Source organism: Lentibacillus sp. (genome assembly GCF_035301925.1).
Classification (GTDB): Bacteria; Bacillota; Bacilli; order Bacillales; family Amphibacillaceae; genus Lentibacillus.
Genome location: NZ_DATGTI010000053.1, coordinates 1 through 18,636 on the forward strand (window position 1 = coordinate 1; position 18,636 = coordinate 18,636).

Consider the following 18,636-nt stretch of genomic DNA (forward strand, 5'->3'; position numbering starts at 1 on the left):
GGAGGATGTGATTAGCCAGGGTTTAGAAGCTCACTCAGAAAATAATATTACAGACCCGGATGAATTGCGCGACCATCTGGCATCAATCCGCGAGAGGGGTTACGCCATCAGCACAGAAGAATTACGGGAAGGCATCAAATCGGTTGCCGCGCCAATCCGCGACCATACCGGAAAAGTAGTCAGTGCGATTACAGTTGTAGGCCCTCTTCAGCGGATGACAAACAACAAAATCCCCGACATCGCCAAAAAAGTCGTCGCCGCCGGGAAAGACGCCTCTGAACGCCTGGGGTATGATGAACGATACGTTAAACGAATGAACATGCTAAACCGGTAACATGGGACAGAGGGTCAGACCCCGCGTCCCAGAAAAACTGCCCCAACCATCACGATGAATGATGATTGTGGCAGTTATTGTCTTCTACGTTGTTTTTAACTGCTTCTCCTCTTACCAATAACAAAATTCCCGACATGCCAAAAAGTCGTGGCGGCAGGGAGAAATGCCTCTGAACGGCTGGGGTATGATGAGCGGTATGTGAGACGGATGAACATGCTGAATCAGTTTTAGGCTTGTTCAGAATGGGACAAGGGGTCTGACCCTCTGTCCCCCTTCAGGGCTGATTTATTCTATGATGATTTCAATTGCTGCGCCTGTTTTGCCTCCTGTTTATCCATTCGGTTATTTTTCAGGAACATATAGAACGAAGCACCAAATATGATGACATAGCCAATCACACTGAGCAGCGTCGGAATCTGGCCAAACAGCACGATGCTCAGCAGCGCCGAATAAACGACTGTTGAATAAAAGAAAATCGAAATTTCGTTGGCAGGGGCAAACTTGTAAGCAAGCGTTATGCCAAACTGACCAACCGTTGCAAAGGTACCTGCCAGAATTAACAAGACCCATTGCTGCCAGCTCATCGATTCATAAAGAAAAATCGTAAACGGCAGCAGGACCAACGTTGTAAAAAATGAAAAATAAAAGACAACTGTATAATGTTTTTCCCTACTGCCTAAAACGCGGAGAAGCGTGTAAGCACCAGCTGCAAATACCGCTCCAAGCACCCCAATAATATAAGGGAATACGTCGACGGAGAATTCCGGCTGGATAATGAACAATGCCCCGACAAAAGCCACAAGAATGGCGATTACCTGAAACCGGTGCGCCTTTTCTTTCAGGAAAATCGCACAAAATATAATGAGAATGAACGGACTGAGTTTGTTCAGCATTTCAGCATCGGATAACACGAGATGGTCAATCGCGTAAAAGTTCAGTACGATTCCGAACGCTCCTAAGACTGAACGGGATAACAGCAATTTCTGATTTTCTTTTTTTCCGAATATCCGTTCATTATGACGCAAAACAACACCTAATGTGATGATAGCTGCTACAATATTGCGGAAAAAAGCTTTCTGCATCGTTGGCAAATCACCGGAAAGCTTGACGAAAGCACCCATGAGCGAAAAACCCAATGCAGAAATTAATAACAAAAGAATGCCTTTATTGCGATCAGACATGATCTGTTCCTCCAATTTCCAAATCAATCTTGCTGTTGCGCAGTGCACAAGCCCATGATTGCTGTGCTTGAGCCCATGTGCATGACAGATGCGCCCATAATTGTCCTCCACGCGCCCATGTTGGACACTTTCGGGAACATATTTGTGATTTCGAACCCATGTTTGCGGGATCATGCCCATGTTTAACGCACTCCCGCCCATGTTTATGGGATCATGCCCATGTTCAATGTATCCCCCTTATGTCTACACGGGCAAGCACATGTCAACTGTACTCGTACTCATACTTTGCTGCGTTCACGCCGATAAGTCTGTCATTTGGGACGTTATCGGCACTAATAATCTATGCTAATACAAATTCAGGCGAATGGAAAGAAATTTGTTTAATGGGATGGAAAGGCTGCTATTCCCTATTCACAGGGCAGCCATAATGTCCAAAGCCGATAAGCCATAACCCGTCAAATCTAATCCGATTGTTGACACACAAGGCCTATATAACCAATAACAGTTGGATTTTCATAATCATCATCGGCATTATTTCCCGGGAAATGACAAAAATCTTATTATATATGTAAGAGGGCCACATGGATCTGACCCATGTCCCGTAACTGATTTATTATTTATTTAATTTAACCGAACCGCTATTCATGATATAATGTATCTGGTAAGTCGACTTTTGCCCAAATACATAATGTCCCCCAAGTGGAAAAAGGTAATTTTATCATGATAAAGGAGTGTCACACATGAATCAGAAACACTTTGAACAAATGAAAAACGGTGATGGATTTATCGCAGCGCTTGACCAGAGTGGCGGCAGTACACCGAAAGCACTGCGGCTGTATGGTATTTCAGAAGATCAATATTCCAATGAAGATGAAATGTTTGACCTTGTCCACGACATGCGGACACGGATTATCACATCGCCTGCTTTTGATTCCAAGCATATCATCGGCGCCATCTTGTTTGAGCAAACGATGGACCGCGAAATTGAAGGTATGTACACCGGTGATTATTTGGCTGAGAAAAAAGGCGTTGTCCCTTTTCTGAAAGTGGATAAAGGCCTTGCCGAGGAATCAAATGGCGTGCAGCTGATGAAGCCGATCGATGACCTTGATGACAAGCTTAAACGGGCAAATGAGCGTCATATATTCGGTACCAAAATGCGCTCTGTCATTAAGGAAGCCAACCAAGAAGGCATCAAAGCCGTTGTCGACCAGCAATTCGAAATCGGCAAAAAAATTATTGATGCCGGCCTGGTCCCAATCATTGAGCCGGAAGTGGATATTAACAGCCCGGAAAAAGAAAAATGTGAAGAACTGCTGAAGGCGGAAATCCGCAGTCATCTGGACAATCTTGGCCAGGATGATCATGTCATGCTGAAGCTGACCATTCCAACGGTCGCTAACACGTATAAAGAATTGATTGAGCATCCAAATGTTGTAAGGGTTGTCGCGCTGTCCGGCGGTTATGCGACGGAGGAAGCGAATGAAAAGCTGAAAGAAAATAACGACCTCATCGCCAGCTTCTCACGTGCATTGACCCAGGATTTGAATGTCAACCAGACAGATGAAGAGTTCAATGCCGAACTCGAAAAAGCCGTAAAATCCATTTACGAAGCTTCGATTACGTGAGGACGTTCATCCGAGAATTTTCATAATGATCCAGGCAATGAACAAACAGCAAAAATCCCCAGGGTGTCTCGCCCTGGGGATTTTTTTGTGGCCAATATTGATCATAATCATAATCTTCAAATGACCTTCCCTATTCTATTGCAACTCTCATAAAATGCCTTTTGATCTGTTTCCTGGCATTAACCGGTCCTCGTGGCTGGCGCCAGTTCGTGAAAGTACCTTGTTGCTATGTTGTTGATTTTTTCCAAGTTATCTTTGTCAAAAGCTATCAGAAAACAGGTTGCCGGTCCTGCAGATCTTTCATCGTCTAACGTACTTTCTAACTTATCCTCGCTTTTCATTCATTCCTGCCATGCGAATAAAATTCCCTTACAGCCGACTGAGGTGGAGATGAAAAACAGGTTCCTCGTCCCAGTTATCCCCTATGAGACGATTGATCTGTTTCTCATATCGTTTATATTGTCGTATTGAAGATGCTGGTTTGTTTGAACTGTTATTCTAGGCATATTTGTACCACCTTTGCGGAATTTGCGAAGAAACGTTTATTTATTCTATTCTACTTTTTTGATTAATTAACCCAGACAACGTAGAGCGCTTCTCCTTAAATAATCATATAACGTCATTTATTCATGACTTGATCTTGGAAATAGGTTGTTCTTAGGAAGGACATTTGCAGATAAATGATTGGTTATTGGACAAAGGGAATGAGGTCAAGCTAAGGTATACAAATATAGGTTTAAAATTTATCTCCACGCTTAAAATCACAATTATTAGCAGCGTATTATGCGCCACAGCATTTTTTATACTTTTTCCCGCTCCCACACGGACAAGGGGCATTTCTTTTTGGCATTTCCTGTACAACTTCATCAGTTTTTTTGCTTCCCGTTAAAGCTGTTGCCCCGGCAGCCTTCATTTCTTTGTAGCGTTTCTTGAATAATTCTATTGCCTCGTCTCTGTCTACACTGTCTCTTAATGTGTGCTTCACAATTTCATATGCCTGTTTGTTTGAAATGCCGCTTGTATCCATAATACTGTATTTTTTATTTTTCAATCGCAGCAAGACAGTAAAGACCACATTTTCGCTGTCTTCAACAAATTGAAGTATGACATTTTCACACTTACATCTTGGGTTCATACAATATCTGTCGTATATAAAGTATTGTTCATCACCTAATTCAATTCCCAGTGCAATCCCACTGGAAATTCCGAATACGTCGATGTAAGGAAATGTAACCCCATTTAAAATATTAGCAGGTTTGAGTGCATTCATTTTCCACTTCAGCTCCTTTTAGATGATTCTGTTTTTCGATTGCCATTGACAATCGATTTGCCTTCTTTTCCAGCTTCATAGCGCGCTCTTTTAATTTGTCGGGATCGAACAAAGCTTTCCGATAAATTGTCTATTGCATATGATAGGCTTGAATCCTTTCCACCGGCTTCCTCATTCCGAACCTTTTTAGTAAAATTGCCTTACCACGCAGCTGTTTCCCAGCTCAATGGCTTCAGCAATAGACACAAATCGCCATCTTCCCATTTGAAAATATGGTCAGTGTTTGCCTTGGCGATAAGATAGTCAATTTTCCGTCAATCTTCGCGAATCTGTTTCAATTCCTGCGTCAGCTGGTTGAATATTCGACCGTCATTTTTCCATTGATAGATATTGATTTGCGGTTGCAGTAAAATTCCGGGCAACACCAAGCGTATAATCTGTTCCCATGAAAAAGTCATTCGATATTTTGAAAGCAAATAGACAAAAACACGATCGATATTTTCGAGGCTGATGGCTGATGACTAAAAAATGTGAGTAGTTCATTTATTTTTCGGGAAATGTTAACATACTGAGGTCTATGGTGAATACTAGCCTTGGTTTCCCATTTTGCTAATCTAAGAGGATTACCAGAAGTTTTAAATTGAAGAAACGCTAAAATACTATTACTATTTACCTATCATTATACAAGAATACGTGTTCTTGTCAATGACAAAATTCGATATTTTTTAATTTTTAATATTTTCTAGTCGGGCATTCGAACAGGTGTAAGCTGAATTTGAGTATTGAGATCAACTAAAAGAAAGGTGTTCAGATACGGATACATCAAAACTAAACAAGCGCATCTTGTACAACTTCAAAATAACAACCGAGCCCGCTTTAAAGGATTCCTCCCAGTGGCGGCCTCTACGGTTTATAGAGCCTGCATTTGTAAGATGCCCGCTCATGTCTCGTTTATCGCGGATATTATAAATGTGAGTATTACTTAAAGAATTTTAGTAAAAATAGACAGTATGATAATATTAGAGTAAAAATAAGGAGGACATCAAATGGGGGCATCACAACCCGACATGATGGAATGCCGTAATGAGGTACTTGATTTAACCAAACAGCTTGTCGGTATCCAAAGTATCGTTAATACGGAGGGCGAGAAGGTCATTGCCCATTCTTTGTATACATTGCTTTCATCTTTTCCCTATTTTACATCGAACCCGGAACGCGTGACAATTGAAGAAACGACAAACGATGAATTGGATCGGTACAATGTGCTGGCCTTTGTGAAAGGGACAAAGACTGCGAGCAACCGGACCGTTATCTTAATGGGGCATATGGATACGGTTGGTGTCGATGATTTTAATCAATTGCATGAATATGCTTTTATGCCGGACGAATGGATGGAAATCCTGGAAAATGAGGATATACCCGCATCCGTAAGAGAGCAGTTGCAATCCGGTGACTGGCTTTTTGGCAGGGGTGCCCTGGATATGAAAAGCGGTCTCGCCAGTCATATCTATCTGCTGAAATATTACGCAGAGCACCCCGAAGAACTGGCAGGTAATCTCGTGTTTATCGCTGAGTGTGATGAGGAAGATGGCTCACACGGCATTCTGTCCGCACTCAAAACACTGAAAAGTTGGCAAGAAGAGCACCATTTTGATTATGTTGCTGCTGTCAATAGTGATTTTATGTCACCACGTTCTGAAGAAGATGAGAATCGTTATGTATATAAAGGCGTGGCTGGAAAACTTCTCCCATCCTTTTTGATAACCGGTGCTGAGACACATGTCGGGGACGTGTTTGATGGCCTTGATCCGAATTTTATTGCGGCTGAATTAACCAGACAGATCAGTTATAATCCGGAACTCTGTGATGAAGCGCTCGGTGAAATAACGGTCCCTCCCGTCGCTTTAAAACAGACAGATTTGAAGCCGACCTATACAGTCCAAACAGCATTATCCGCATATGTGTATTACAATTTCTTTATCCATTCCTGGTCGCCAAAAGAAGTATTGGAAAAATTAAAAGAACAGGCACATATTGCGTTTACAAATGCGCTTGACACATTCAAAGAACGCTACCGGCGATTTTGTGAAATCAGTCATAAACCGTACAAAGAAATACCTTGGCAGCCGCGGGTTTTTCTATATGAGGAAATGGAACAAATGCTGATTGAAACACACGGTGATGCCTTTATTCAGCATATGGATCATTTTAAGCAGGAGCTGTTAAATGATGACACATTGGATACCCGCATGTTTGCAGCCCGGGTTGTTGAAGAAGCGTGGAAATGGATGGCGGATAAAAGCCCAGCCATATTTGTGTTCTATTCATCCTTATATTCACCACGAATTGAATTATCCGGAAAAACGGAAAATGAACAAATTCTGATTGATGCTCTTGAACATGCCGTTAAATCTGTTCAGCCCAACTATGATCACCCAATTGCACTAAGGAACTTTTTCCCGTATATTTCGGATGCAAGTTTTATGGCGTTAAGTGATGATACGGCAGGAATTGCAGCGATTGAGCATAATAATCCTGCATGGGGCACCAAGCACTATGTGGATTATCAGGACATTCGTGATATCAATGTGCCGGTGATTAACATCGGGCCATACGGGATGGACGGTCATAAACGATTGGAACGCGTGGAAATGACTTATTCATTTGAAATCGTACCGAATATGACGAATATGGTGATTCAAAAGATGCTGTATGAAACGTCAGCTAAATAAATCAACAGTTCAGGGAACATCAGAAGCAGCTGACACTCTTTTACAATCCAATCACGAAAGTTTTTTTCAGGTGCGGGACAGGAGTGACATGAGAAGAAGTTCTTTTTCCCTCCTGTCCCCTTTCAATATAAAAGAGGCTCCTTCAAAGTAAAGTAATCACTTTATACAAAGAAGGAGAGAAAACCACTTTACCTAATTTATAGATTACTTCACTTCCTCTAACGCAGTTGGCAAGACTCTTACATCATTTTTCCAGCTAGAACAAAAAGGCAGCCATACTAAATGACTGCCTCTTCACTTATAACATAAACCAGAATTTATTTATAAAACACCACTGGGTCTAATCATTGTTGCATTGATAAAGGCTTAACATTTCCACATTAAAGAACGAGTAGTTCGTGTTCATGCAAACTAGCATGTGCACAACCAAGTCAAGTCACAAGTTCCTAGCATACTCAGATCAATTTATCACGATTCTTCCTGTACAGGAAAAACGTTTCTCAAATCAATCGTCAGGTTTTCTAATACATGTACTGGAACAACGTCTCCTTTGTCATAGACATTAGCCAGTTCCAGCGAACGACCTTTTAAAAGATAAACCTCTACAATTTGATTAGCCGGATCAATAATCCAATACTCGTTCACACCTGCTTGTTGGTATGCCAATCTCTTATCCATACGGTCAATCTTTGCAGAAGAGGGTGATATAATCTCAATAACCAAATCCGGCGCACCTATGATCTTGTTTCGTTTAATCTTGTTTGGGTCACATACAACAATCAAATCCGGTATCAGCCAATTTCTGACACGATCATCCATCCACTCTTGACTGGCATCTTCAAATAGGTAAACGTCAATTGGGGCAGCATAGGCTTTACAAGTTTTCCCTCTTAGATACGAGCCAAATTCAATGGACAATTGCATGGAGATATCCTGATGTTCAGGAAGTGGTGATGGAGCCATACTGATGATTTGACCGCCCAGGACTTCACAGCGCTCGCCATCATCCCATGTGACATATTCCTTATATGTCATAACATTTTGGTTTTCATCTGCAACCCCCATATGGAATGCTCCTTTCCCGATTTTTCTTAAAATCATTATACATCAAATTGACACCTTCTTCATGATTGCATGGATAAGAGGATGATTGCCAATGGGAAAACAGAATTTTATCCCTTCAAAATACGCCACCATTATAGATACCATTAAAATTTGAAAAAAGTGGATACCTTATTCTGAACATAGGCCATTTATTTGACAAGACCCTCATCCGCTTTCACGATCGAACCGTCCTTCTCCAACATCTCCGGCCTCAATTGAACCGTATCCGGGTACTTTATCCCAGCTCCAGTGTTCAATGCAACAACAGTTTCATTCTGCTCAATCCATCCGTTTTCTCGTAATCTGCGGACAGCTGCAAATGTGGCGGCACCTTCCGGACAAATAAAGTTTCCTTCCATCTGTGCCACTTTCGCCTGTTCCTGAAGCATCGATTCGTCATCAACAGCAATCGCACAGCCATCGGTTTCATAAATAGCGTCCAATACCAGAAAATCACCCAATGCTTTCGGGACATTGATACCGAACGCAAGTGTTTCCGAATCGTTCCAGAACTCGGATTCACGTTTGCCTTCCTCCCATGCCTTGACAATAGGCGCACATCCTCTTGATTGAACAGCTACCAAACGAGGCAGCTTTCCTTTCACCCAGCCTAATTCCTTTAATTCTTTCAGCGCCTTATGGATTCCGATCAGACCAACACCGCCACCGGTCGGATATAAAATGACATCAGGCATCTCCCAATTCAGCTGTTCGGCGATTTCCAGGCCCATCGTTTTCTTTCCTTCAATGCGATAAGGCTCCTTTAATGTGGATGCATCATAAAGGTTATAATCCTTGACCGCTTTTCCGACGATCTTTCCGGCATCACTGATGAGTCCGTTCACTAAATAAAGATTGGCTCCTGATAGAGCGACTTCATTCCGGGTAATTTTGGGCGCGTCTTCAGGCATCACAATGGTCGATGTGATACCAGCTCTGGCAGCATACAATCCCCATGCTGCACCGGCATTCCCATTCGTCGGCATTGCCAGCTCCTTCACACCAACTTCTTTTGCTTTTGATACGCCGACAGCTGCTCCCCGTGCCTTGAATGTACCTGTCGGGATCAGCCCTTCATCCTTTATGTACAGATTTTCAATGGACGTGTCTTTTCCAAGTTCCTGAAATGGGATTAATGGCGTCATACCTTCCCCCAAAGACACGACATGATGCGCCTCCTCAATCGGAAGTAACTCGTGATACCGCCATAAAGTAGATTCCCTTGATGTGAGTTCATCGGTCGTTAAATGCTTTTTTATGCCTTCTAGGTCATAGTCAACCAGCAAAGGCGAACCACACGTGCAAAGTTGATGCTGCTCACTGGTTCCATATGTATGCCCGCATTTCGGACAGTAAAGCTGTGATATGTAACTGTAGTTCAAAGATATCCTCTCCCATTTTAAAATTCCTGACCATTCATTTTATGAAATTTAAATTTTGATAAAACTAAAATTTTATCCTATAGCAATTGTACAGGAACAAGCGTCTATCCGAAAACCTTGAGATTCACTTCCAGTCTAAAAAACATGGAATCACAAGCAAAATTACCTGCATTAGCAGTAAATCTAAAGAGGATAGCATAGTTACTACCCTCTTGAAAAGTGTCTAATTTTGATTTTGTCGTGTTTTACCTGGACCGAAAAGACTAAAATAATAAAATTCGAAAATTGGGTGCTAAAACCATCAAAAAGTGTATCTAAAAAGAGCACTTTTTCAGTGGTTTCGGTCTGACCCTCTGCCCCCGCAGACGTAAAAATCACTTCCCCAAACGGAAAGTGGTTTGATCATCTTTGTCAACAAACCTATTGCTGCTTAATATGCCACTTCCTTCCGCCAGGTTTAACCGTATCAAATTCAAAGGGTCCCAGAGTCAGCCACTCTGATCTCAGCTTTTTGCAAAAGCACCCCTAGTGGAATTGCAAAATATTCATTTTAAAATTAAAGTAACACAAATTCAAACATGTAAAGGAATAATTATGTTAAAATTATAGCTGACTAAGTCTAGGCATATCTCAACTCTATTCCATACATTTACTAAGCTTTAGCATATCTGTACGGATTAAGATGTCCGATCGAATGCTTTGTTTCTCCCTTTGTAATCAGGTCCACTGCAATCTTTCCGATAACAGGTGACATTTTAAAGCCATGACCAGAAAAGCCGCTTATAAGAAACGTATTATCCATTCCCGGCAACTTGCCTAAAATGGAATGATCATCCTCTGTGTAAGCATCCATATAAACACTGGCTCGGACAGGATTAGGCTCCAGCCCAGGCAACAGTTTCTCGACTGCATCGCCAACTTCCTGAAGTTCCTCACTGCTGACATCACGATTTAGGTTACCCGGTTCCAGTACAGCCTCAGGATCTTTTGTATTGGACGCTTTTACCATTGTCCCGTCAAGAGTTGGCGCCCCTGTCAGCCGATAGCCTTTGCGCATGCGGGCGAAAATAGGGAATTTATCAGGCTTAAACTTTTCAACATTTTTTGGCGCAAACCATGTCAGCACTAGACGTCTGGCAATCAAGTGATCCCTTAATCGCGGCAATAACTCCCCCGTCCAGGCGCCCGTCGTTATTAAGACTTTTCCAACGTGATATTCTTTATCATTGGCAATAATTGTAACACCATCTTTATCTGGATGAACACCCTGCACGGTTGTATAACGTTTAATATTTGCTCCTAAACTCTCCGCCCGCTCAACAGCTGAAACGACTGCCAGTTCAGGCCGAAGAAAACCCGCATTTTTGTCTAAAACCATGATGTCTTCCGAAAATAACCGGTGCTGCGGAAAGCGCTCTGTCGCTTCTTTACCCTGGAGTATTTCATGATCTAACTCAAATTCGTAAATGCTTTTTAATAAGCTTTTCATGACATCGGTATCCGGATCCCCAATTGTCAAACCGCCGTTTAACGTTAGAAGCTCGCGATTTGTTTCGGCCTCCAGTTGCCGCCACAAATTTTTGGCTTCAAATAAAAGTGGAACATATTCCTTTCCTTCCATATAAGCTGTCCTAAATAAGCGGGACTCTCCTCCAGCAGCTGTTCGGTCATTGCCTATGCCAAACTGTTCGAAAGCGATAACGGAGATACCAGCTTTCGCCAACTGCCATGTTGCCATACTTCCCATCGTTCCTACGCCCACAACTGCCACATCAGCATCCATAAATCACACCTCACTACTATATTTAAAAATTTACATCCTTTAATATATTCGGAAAATTATGCGCCTACTTCTCCCTCTCCGGAGTTGCCCGACCCACTTTGTTTATTAAACACAAAGTTAAATAATACAAAACCGACAAGTGATCCCAATATACCAAAAGCAGTATATGGAACTGTTGTATCAATTATTTGTGCTATTGCTGCACTCGAGATACCCAGGACGATACTGGCAATTGCACCACTTTTGCTGAGCTTGTTGGATTTTCTCAAAAGGAAACCAGCGAAAATCGGCACCAATAACCCGGATGCAGAGTAGGCATATGTCGCCACCAGCCAATCTAAAGCTTGCGGATACACCAGAGCTAATACTACCGCAAGTGCAACAACAACAACTGACATCATTCTTGAAACACTTAACAGTTTGGTGTCTGATACATTTTGGTTAATGTAAGATTGATAAATATCTTTGGTAATGTTGACAACTACTGATTGAATCGCGCTGCTGACCGTTGACATGATTGTTGCAATGATGAAAGCCGAATAGAGCCCTAAAAACCAGATTGGTATTTGCGTTAAGAACCAGCCTGATGCCAATTCTTCATTTTCCAGCCCAGGATTCATGGACAATATGGATATCCCCATAAATGACGACCAAATCCCGCTTATGATCCCTACAACAGCTGCAATGATAAAGCCCTTTTTAGCAATACTTGCACTTTTAGCCGCGTAAATGCGCTGATACGACATCTGGTTGGTTAATGCGCCAGGGAAAATGGACAATATCCATAGTAAGATTGTAAGTCCGCCGACAGCTCCCAATCCTTCAGGAAAACTTGTCATGGCTTCCGGTACGTTGGTTGTGATTTCGCCCCAGCCACCTGCCAAATTCCAAGCATAGATGCCACTCACAACCGACATAATCAGCATCATACAGCCGAATACAAAATCGGTCCAGGCAACTGAGGTTAAGCCCCCAGGCAGAACAAAGAATAAGCTGACGACTGCAAATACGATTAGCAGCACGGCAAACGGAATACCTGATATCTCGGAAAAGAGATTCCCGAAAGCTACCAGCTGTGTACATAACCAGCCAAACGGCACAACAATCGCCATAACGGTTACTGTACTAATCAATATTTTATGTTCACCATACAGCTTCCTGAAGATGTCCGGCATGGTTGAAAATTTCTGCTTTTTTAACCAGCCAGCCAATAAAACAAGTATCACAATACCAATGGAATAAATTAAGTTGTACGTGATCGCGGACCAGCCCGCACTGTAGCCAATTCCGATATGAGCGACCAGGACCCCGCCGCCCATACCAGTCGCAAATTGACTTCCTGCCACGACATAAACCGGCAACGACCGTCCGCCGACTATCCAGTTTTCACTATCATTGTGTCTTCTGCCAACCCAGAAGGCAAACGCAGAAGCGGCTGATAATACAATGATTGAACAAATAACAATCGTTAACGTAGGACCCATTCTACCCCTCCAAATATTTTAATAGAACCTTTCTGACCTCAATCCCGCTTGTGTGTGAATTCTATGCTGATAGCTGGAATTGACAAAACGGACAACCAACTCATTGGAAAATTATACTGAAGCCATTAACCACACCCTTTAGGACTGTAAATGTTATATAGCTACCCTATTGAACGGATGGTATTAAAGCGTTTCAAACTGTATCTTTCCAAATCAATAGAGGTTTCACCTTCTGACAATAATTCCGTCATTAATGTTCCGACTAAGGGAGATAACGTAATACCGCTATGCATTGCAGCGATATACCCATTTTCAATACCTGGGATCTCCCCCAGGATTGGAAATCCGTCTTCCGGCATCACGCGAATACCTGAGAAACATCTCACAACGTTTGCCTTCTCTAAAGCAGGCACAAAGTCAATTGCCATCCTGGCTGTATCCTGAATAATATCCAGCGTCGATCGCCGGTCATAGTCAACTTCTTCCTTCGAATAGCCAATCAGCACTTCGCCGTTGTCTGCCTGCCGCATCCCTCCGATGGTGTGCGAAAGAAAGGGACTCAGCGGTTCTGTCACAATGATCTGACCGCGTACCTGTTTAATTGGGACGTCTATCCCTAAAAACTTGCCAAGGCTTTTAGACCATGGGCCGCCAGCCAAAACCAGCTGATTTGAAAAATACTCGCCGTCCTGGGTTGTCACTTTGAACATCCCATTCTCTTTTGCGATATCGGTCACCGGGTTATAAAATGAGAATTGCACTCCGTTTTTCCGGGCTGCTTTGACATATAATTCAATCAGACGGAAAGGATTCACATTTCCGTCTATCTTGCTGTACGTTGCCCCGACAATGTTCGGTGAAAGTGCCGGTTCTTTTTCGAGTACTTCATCGCGGCTCAGGACCTCTACTTTGATGCCGGCTTCTGCTTGTTTTTCCGCAAGCTTTAACGCCTTTTCCCTGTCCGATTCGGAAAAGAACGGTGCAATGCCACCCGTCCGTTTATATTCAACATCACCTATTTTCCTTTCTAAAAACGGATATAGTTCGGCACTGTACATGCTTAACTCGCCATACCATGCAGGCGTTTTATTATGTACCCACACCCAGGCCTGCGTCGATCCGGACGTGCCCGATAACGGGAAGTTCTTATCAATGGTCAATATCTCCTTGCGTTTGCCTTCTGAAAGATGATAGGCAATGCTGCTTCCCACAACACCGCTGCCGACAACAATCACATCATAGTTCTTATTCATGATCAGGCTCACCTTCCTCCGCTGATTCCCCAAAGACTGATGCGACAGAAGAAGCCTGATTGCCTGCCAAAGCTCCCATTCGGGTAACACCTAGAGGTACACGCATCCGGAGTGGCTTGATTTCGCTTAATGGCTGTTCTGTTTTATCACTGATAATTTGACGGACCAGATTCATGCAGCATTTAGCCTGACAGGGGCCCATCCCACAGCGGGTAAGTCGCTTGATGTCATTGAACGTATGAGCGCCCATATTGATCGCTGACTCGATCTCATCTATATTGATTTCTTCACATCTGCAAACAATTGTTGACTTATCCATTGATCAACCCTCCAAAAACAGAATCTAAATACGCTGGCAGCTGGACACCCGTTTCATAATGAAGATCTTTAATAACATCGAGCCGTGCATCCCTTACCGAACGATTTTCCGTTGATTCAATACGGTAAAGTTCATCCCATAAGTATTGCTTTTCCTTTTCAATTTTCTCTGAACTTGTAGCATTCAGTGCTTGCAATACACTCAATGCCGCCATCTCACCTGTCAGCAAAATACCACCCATACTTGTAATGCCTGCTGCATTGCCCGCAATATAAACGGAAGGATTAGTGGTCTTAAATGTGCTATCATATCTAGGCAGCCATCCTCCAAGTTTTGCTTGATAGGTAAAATCACAGCTCATAATTTCAAAAGGCTCAAGAATGGGTGTCATACCCTTTGCAATACAAATTAAATCAACATCATAAAGACTTTTGCTCCCGTCAGTACTCACATATACCTCTTCGACTTCTCCCTTTCCTGTTGCGCTTTCAATAACACTGTTCAATAAAACCGGAATATCTGCATCCCGCATCTTTACTGCCAGTTCATCATTTTGGCAAAGCAATTCACTTCCGCTTTCAACAATCCCTTTAACCTTAATACCGCAATCGTGTAATTGGCTGGCCACTTCCAGCGCAAAATCATTAGATCCTAAAATGAGCGCTCTTTCTCCCGGGAGCACACGCTCACGGTTGATTAATATTTGAGCGGCACCGGCTGTCATAACGCCCGGCAAAGTCCATCCCGGAAATATTTCAGGCTCTTCCATGGCGCCGGTAGTGATCATAATTTTTTCGGCGTTGACAGGAAACGTATCGCTGCCATCTGTAACTCCAACATTGCCGTCTTGGTAGGCACCAATCATCGTGTGGTTTTCCAGTATCCAGACGTCAAGCGCTTTTAATCTGTCTACTAGATGGTCGGCAAGCTGAAAACCCCTTTGTTTGGAAAAATGATGCGGTAAATTATTATAAAATTGTGTTTGCTGTTTTAATTGCCCGCCAAGTGTAAACCACTTATCGATAACCGTTGTCTTCACACCATTCGAGGCTGCTTTATACGCGGCATTCAATCCTGCCGGGCCACCGCCGACAATTAATAAATCAGTGTTCATTCTCTCCCCCTCCTGACTTCGGGATCCGAAAGATTCGAATAAACCTTCATGCCATCTTCCACAAGTGTCGAACAGCTAAGAACATGATCAAGCCCGTCGACCGTCACAAAGCAGCTATAACATCTGCCGCTAGCGCAAAATAACCCTCTAGATTGCTGAAGCTTCCTGCTTACCCCCAATTTTTTTATACCGTTGGCCATTAAAGCCGCTGCAATGGTTTGACCGGCTTTTGCGTTTAAAGGTTCATCATTAAAATAGAATTGTATTACCTTTCTGTCATCCTTTTCTAAAATCGGATGATCGATGATGTGCATCGCGACCCGCCCCTTCATATAAAGATATAATGTTATAATGATTAGTGAGGTAACGGTGCTTGCTCTACCCCGCATAATTCGATTACGCAAAGTATCTGTTTCTGCTTTATACACTGATTTTGATAGAGTATAAGATTATAATAATATAATCTTTAATATTACTTGTTGCCCCTTGTGATGTTAAAGCTCTACTTCAAGAAAATACTTCGCCTGGTTTTCTTTTAAAATCAACTTTGAATACTCGATTGTTTCATTTTGTTTTGAAAAGGTATAACGTTCAAGTACAAATAGTTGCTCACCTTTTGGAACGTTCAGCAGCTCTTCCTCATATTCTTGAGCCAAAGTGGTTGAAAAATAAATTTTTGCCTTATTCAACTCGAGACCGTACTTATTAGTGAAAATATTATAAAGCAGGTTATCATCGATATCATCGACCGTTAACCCTGGAAAAGGGGTGCTCGGTAAAAACGAGTATTCAATGACCGCAGGACTGCCATCTTCAATTTTTAAACGGATGATTTTATAAACCTGGTCAGAGGGTTTTAAATTAAGCTGTTTAGCTATCTTCGAACCGGCACCAACTTTTTTAAAGCTGAGCAGCCTATGCGGATGTGTAGCTGATTCTTCATGCTTATTGTGCAATGATACCATCTTGGAAATATCTTGTTCTTTTTTTTTGATGACAAAAGTCCCTTTGCCGCTCTGCCGATGTAAATAGCCTTCATGTACCAGCTCCTGTATGGCTCTTTTGATGGTAATGTTGCTGACATTAAACTGATCAGCCAACACTCTTTCCGCCGCTAATCGATAGCCAGATTCCCATTCACCAGAATCAATTTTTTCCTGTAAATAATCTTTGACCTGATGATATAAAGGGGTAGATAAACTTTTATCAACCTTCATTTTCTTCTCCTTTTATTACCAAATTGTTTATATTATTATATCTTTTAATTATCTGTAATTTTCTAAAATTATATAGGTGATTCTTTTTAAAGTCAATAAATTTCCGAAAATTTTATTTACCTTTTATTTGGTGGATTATGAAATTATAAAGAGTGCAGTGTTTCACTGCACTCTTAAATAGATGTTATACCCACCGTGTTGTCATAACTTTTTTACGAGTATAAAATTCAACACTGTCCTTCCCATTTGCATGCAGGTCGCCATAGAAGGAATCCTTCCATCCTGAAAACGGGAAAAATGCCATTGGAGCCGGAACACCGATGTTGATTCCCAGCATCCCGGCGTCAATATCCTCCCGAAATTGCCGTACACTGCCGCCGTCGCGTGTAAATAAGCAAGATCCGTTCGCAAACGGTGATCGATTCGTTACATCAATACCTTCATCCAGATCTTTAACACGGACAATCGACAGCACAGGTGCAAATATCTCATCCTGCCAGATTTTCATGTCAGTTGAAACATGATCAAAAACTGTTGGTCCCACAAAATAGCCTTTTTCCTGAGCATTTCCGTCACCACGCCCGTCACGGATCAGCTTGGCGCCTTCGCTTACACCCTGGTCAATATAGCTAAGGGTCCGTTCTTTATGCTGTTCGCGGATGAGAGGTCCCAAAAAAACACCATCATCCAGGCCATTTCCGATTTTAATATCGTCCGCTTTTTTCACAAGCTGCTCAATAAATTCATCAGCAACCGATTCTTCCACAGCCACAACTGATGCAGCCATACAGCGCTCACCGGCAGAGCCAAATGCGGCATTCAGAATCTGGGTTGAGGCATTATCAAGATTAGCATCATTCAATACAATCGAGTGGTTCTTGGCACCCGATAACGCTTGAACACGCTTCAGATTGTCTGTCCCTCGTTTATAGACATGTTCAGCTACAGGCTGCGAGCCAACAAATGAAACCGCTGCAACATTTTCATGATCAAGCAGACCATTCACGACATCGTGCGCCCCATGAACAATATTAAAAACACCAGCGGGCAGACCTGCCTCGTCAAGAAGCTCAGCCAAACGATTTGCAAGCAGCGGGGTGCGTTCTGATGGTTTCAGCACAAAGGTATTCCCCGTTGCAATCGCCATCGGAAACATCCAGCACGGTACCATCATCGGAAAGTTAAAAGGTGTAATACCGCCTACTACCCCAACCGGATAACGGTAGACACCTGATTCAAGACCAGACGCAATCGATGAAAGCTGATCACCCATCATTAGGTTTGGTGCACCAGCAGCGAATTCTACATTTTCAATCCCGCGCTGTACCTCACCTTTAGCTTCCTTCAAACTTTTGCCGTTTTCAATGGTAATCAGTTCAGCCAGTTCATCCCAATGCTCTACCAGCAATTGCTGATATTTAAATAAAATCCGTGCACGCTTCGGAACCGCTAACTCCTTCCACTCTCCAAATGCCTCGTTTGCCACTTTGACCGCATCATCCACATCTTCTTTGGATGAAATCGGAACTTCAGCAATAACCTCGCCTGTCGCAGGGTTAAAGACCGATTCCGTTTTATCACTGTTAGCCTCGATCCATTTGCCGCCAACAAAGTTTTTAATTTGCTTTATTTTTGTTTGTGATTGAGTCATTATAAAACCTCCAAAATTTATAGTTGTATATTTCACACCCTATAATAGGGACTGCTGAACGATTTTCAAACAGCCCATTTTAGTTCTACAGAATTTCCGAAAAAGCGTTGGAAAAAATAATAAAAAAGAAGGCGGAGTCTGCGCTCCAGGTTCATTACCAGCAGTTGTATGGAAATGACCGTTT

At 42.5% G+C, this 18,636-nt stretch carries 15 protein-coding genes and 1 riboswitch; of the genes, 3 read left to right on the forward strand and 12 right to left on the reverse strand.

Translation table 11 applies throughout. The features are described 5' to 3' along the window. Positions 1-334 (forward strand): IclR family transcriptional regulator C-terminal domain-containing protein (locus tag VK080_RS04730; RefSeq protein WP_324223618.1); only part of this gene is annotated, 334 nt, incomplete at its 5' end. 290 nt (positions 335-624) lie between these two features. Here VK080_RS04730 and VK080_RS04735 read toward each other — a convergent pair. After that, entirely contained in the window at positions 625-1,515 is an 891-nt protein-coding gene (locus VK080_RS04735) for a DMT family transporter (protein WP_324223619.1), read from the reverse strand. A 740-nt stretch (positions 1,516-2,255) separates the two neighbouring features. On the opposite strand from VK080_RS04735, the gene VK080_RS04740 reads away from it, so the two are divergent. Next, positions 2,256-3,143 carry a fructose bisphosphate aldolase gene (locus tag VK080_RS04740; protein ID WP_324223620.1) on the forward strand — a complete coding sequence of 296 codons (888 nt, stop codon included), beginning with the start codon at positions 2,256-2,258 and terminating at the stop codon, positions 3,141-3,143. A gap of 781 nt (positions 3,144-3,924) precedes the next feature. On the opposite strand, the gene VK080_RS04745 is transcribed toward VK080_RS04740, so the two are convergent. Beyond that, positions 3,925-4,413 (reverse strand): SEC-C metal-binding domain-containing protein, encoded by a 489-nt coding sequence (locus tag VK080_RS04745; RefSeq protein ID WP_324223621.1) that lies wholly within the window; start codon positions 4,411-4,413, stop codon positions 3,925-3,927. Positions 4,414-5,480: 1,067 nt separating this feature from the next. Between VK080_RS04745 and VK080_RS04750 the strand changes: the two genes are divergently transcribed. Further along, complete coding sequence (locus VK080_RS04750; protein ID WP_324223632.1) at positions 5,481-7,145, forward strand: M20/M25/M40 family metallo-hydrolase; 1,665 nt, start codon at positions 5,481-5,483, stop codon at positions 7,143-7,145. A gap of 468 nt (positions 7,146-7,613) precedes the next feature. Here the strand turns inward: VK080_RS04750 and VK080_RS04755 are convergent, their stop codons facing one another. From VK080_RS04755 to VK080_RS04800, 10 genes are all read right to left on the reverse strand, one after another. After that, positions 7,614-8,210 (reverse strand): Uma2 family endonuclease, encoded by a 597-nt coding sequence (locus tag VK080_RS04755; RefSeq protein ID WP_324223622.1) that lies wholly within the window; start codon positions 8,208-8,210, stop codon positions 7,614-7,616. Positions 8,211-8,398: 188 nt separating this feature from the next. Then, complete coding sequence (locus VK080_RS04760; RefSeq protein ID WP_324223623.1) at positions 8,399-9,631, reverse strand: threonine synthase; 1,233 nt, start codon at positions 9,629-9,631, stop codon at positions 8,399-8,401. A 426-nt stretch (positions 9,632-10,057) separates the two neighbouring features. After that, positions 10,058-10,168: riboswitch (TPP riboswitch) on the reverse strand. A 115-nt stretch (positions 10,169-10,283) separates the two neighbouring features. Beyond that, positions 10,284-11,414: an N-methyl-L-tryptophan oxidase gene (solA, locus tag VK080_RS04765; protein WP_324223624.1), complete on the reverse strand. Its 1,131-nt coding sequence runs from the start codon at positions 11,412-11,414 to the stop codon at positions 10,284-10,286. A gap of 56 nt (positions 11,415-11,470) precedes the next feature. Continuing rightward, a complete protein-coding gene (locus VK080_RS04770) occupies positions 11,471-12,898 on the reverse strand; it encodes a sodium:solute symporter family protein (protein ID WP_324223625.1) in 1,428 nt (475 codons plus the stop codon). Between the two features lie 161 nt (positions 12,899-13,059). Continuing rightward, on the reverse strand, positions 13,060-14,151 hold the full coding sequence (locus VK080_RS04775) for an FAD-dependent oxidoreductase (RefSeq protein WP_324223626.1): 1,092 nt from the start codon (positions 14,149-14,151) through the stop codon (positions 13,060-13,062). Beyond that, positions 14,144-14,470: a (2Fe-2S)-binding protein gene (locus VK080_RS04780; RefSeq protein WP_324223627.1), complete on the reverse strand. Its 327-nt coding sequence runs from the start codon at positions 14,468-14,470 to the stop codon at positions 14,144-14,146. Before VK080_RS04780 ends, VK080_RS04775 begins: the two co-directional genes overlap by 8 nt. Continuing rightward, positions 14,463-15,584, reverse strand: coding sequence for an NAD(P)/FAD-dependent oxidoreductase (locus VK080_RS04785; protein ID WP_324223628.1), 1,122 nt, complete (start codon positions 15,582-15,584; stop codon positions 14,463-14,465). Before VK080_RS04785 ends, VK080_RS04780 begins: the two co-directional genes overlap by 8 nt. Next, positions 15,581-15,898, reverse strand: a complete 318-nt coding sequence (locus VK080_RS04790; protein ID WP_324223629.1) for a (2Fe-2S)-binding protein — start codon at positions 15,896-15,898, stop codon at positions 15,581-15,583. The genes VK080_RS04785 and VK080_RS04790 overlap by 4 nt, the downstream gene beginning before the upstream one ends. Positions 15,899-16,078: 180 nt before the next feature. Beyond that, positions 16,079-16,801, reverse strand: coding sequence for a GntR family transcriptional regulator (locus tag VK080_RS04795; protein ID WP_324223630.1), 723 nt, complete (start codon positions 16,799-16,801; stop codon positions 16,079-16,081). Positions 16,802-16,985: 184 nt separating this feature from the next. Continuing rightward, on the reverse strand, positions 16,986-18,452 hold the full coding sequence (locus VK080_RS04800; protein WP_324223631.1) for a CoA-acylating methylmalonate-semialdehyde dehydrogenase: 1,467 nt from the start codon (positions 18,450-18,452) through the stop codon (positions 16,986-16,988). Positions 18,453-18,636 lie beyond the last annotated feature (184 nt).

Bases quoted from the DNA above. Each gene is read 5' to 3' on its own strand.
- VK080_RS04755 (WP_324223622.1), bottom strand. From the start codon at position 8,210: ATGGGGGTTGCAGATGAAAACCAAAATGTTATGACATATAAGGAATAT.
- VK080_RS04770 (WP_324223625.1), bottom strand. From the start codon at position 12,898: ATGGGTCCTACGTTAACGATTGTTATTTGTTCAATCATTGTATTATCA.
- VK080_RS04785 (WP_324223628.1), bottom strand. From the start codon at position 15,584: ATGAACACTGATTTATTAATTGTCGGCGGTGGCCCGGCAGGATTGAAT.
- VK080_RS04740 (WP_324223620.1), top strand. From the start codon at position 2,256: ATGAATCAGAAACACTTTGAACAAATGAAAAACGGTGATGGATTTATC.
- VK080_RS04795 (WP_324223630.1), bottom strand. From the start codon at position 16,801: ATGAAGGTTGATAAAAGTTTATCTACCCCTTTATATCATCAGGTCAAA.
- VK080_RS04780 (WP_324223627.1), bottom strand. From the start codon at position 14,470: ATGGATAAGTCAACAATTGTTTGCAGATGTGAAGAAATCAATATAGAT.
- VK080_RS04745 (WP_324223621.1), bottom strand. From the start codon at position 4,413: ATGAATGCACTCAAACCTGCTAATATTTTAAATGGGGTTACATTTCCT.
- VK080_RS04750 (WP_324223632.1), top strand. From the start codon at position 5,481: ATGATGGAATGCCGTAATGAGGTACTTGATTTAACCAAACAGCTTGTC.
- solA (WP_324223624.1), bottom strand. From the start codon at position 11,414: ATGGATGCTGATGTGGCAGTTGTGGGCGTAGGAACGATGGGAAGTATG.
- VK080_RS04800 (WP_324223631.1), bottom strand. From the start codon at position 18,452: ATGACTCAATCACAAACAAAAATAAAGCAAATTAAAAACTTTGTTGGC.
- VK080_RS04775 (WP_324223626.1), bottom strand. From the start codon at position 14,151: ATGAATAAGAACTATGATGTGATTGTTGTCGGCAGCGGTGTTGTGGGA.
- VK080_RS04790 (WP_324223629.1), bottom strand. From the start codon at position 15,898: ATGCACATCATCGATCATCCGATTTTAGAAAAGGATGACAGAAAGGTA.
- VK080_RS04735 (WP_324223619.1), bottom strand. From the start codon at position 1,515: ATGTCTGATCGCAATAAAGGCATTCTTTTGTTATTAATTTCTGCATTG.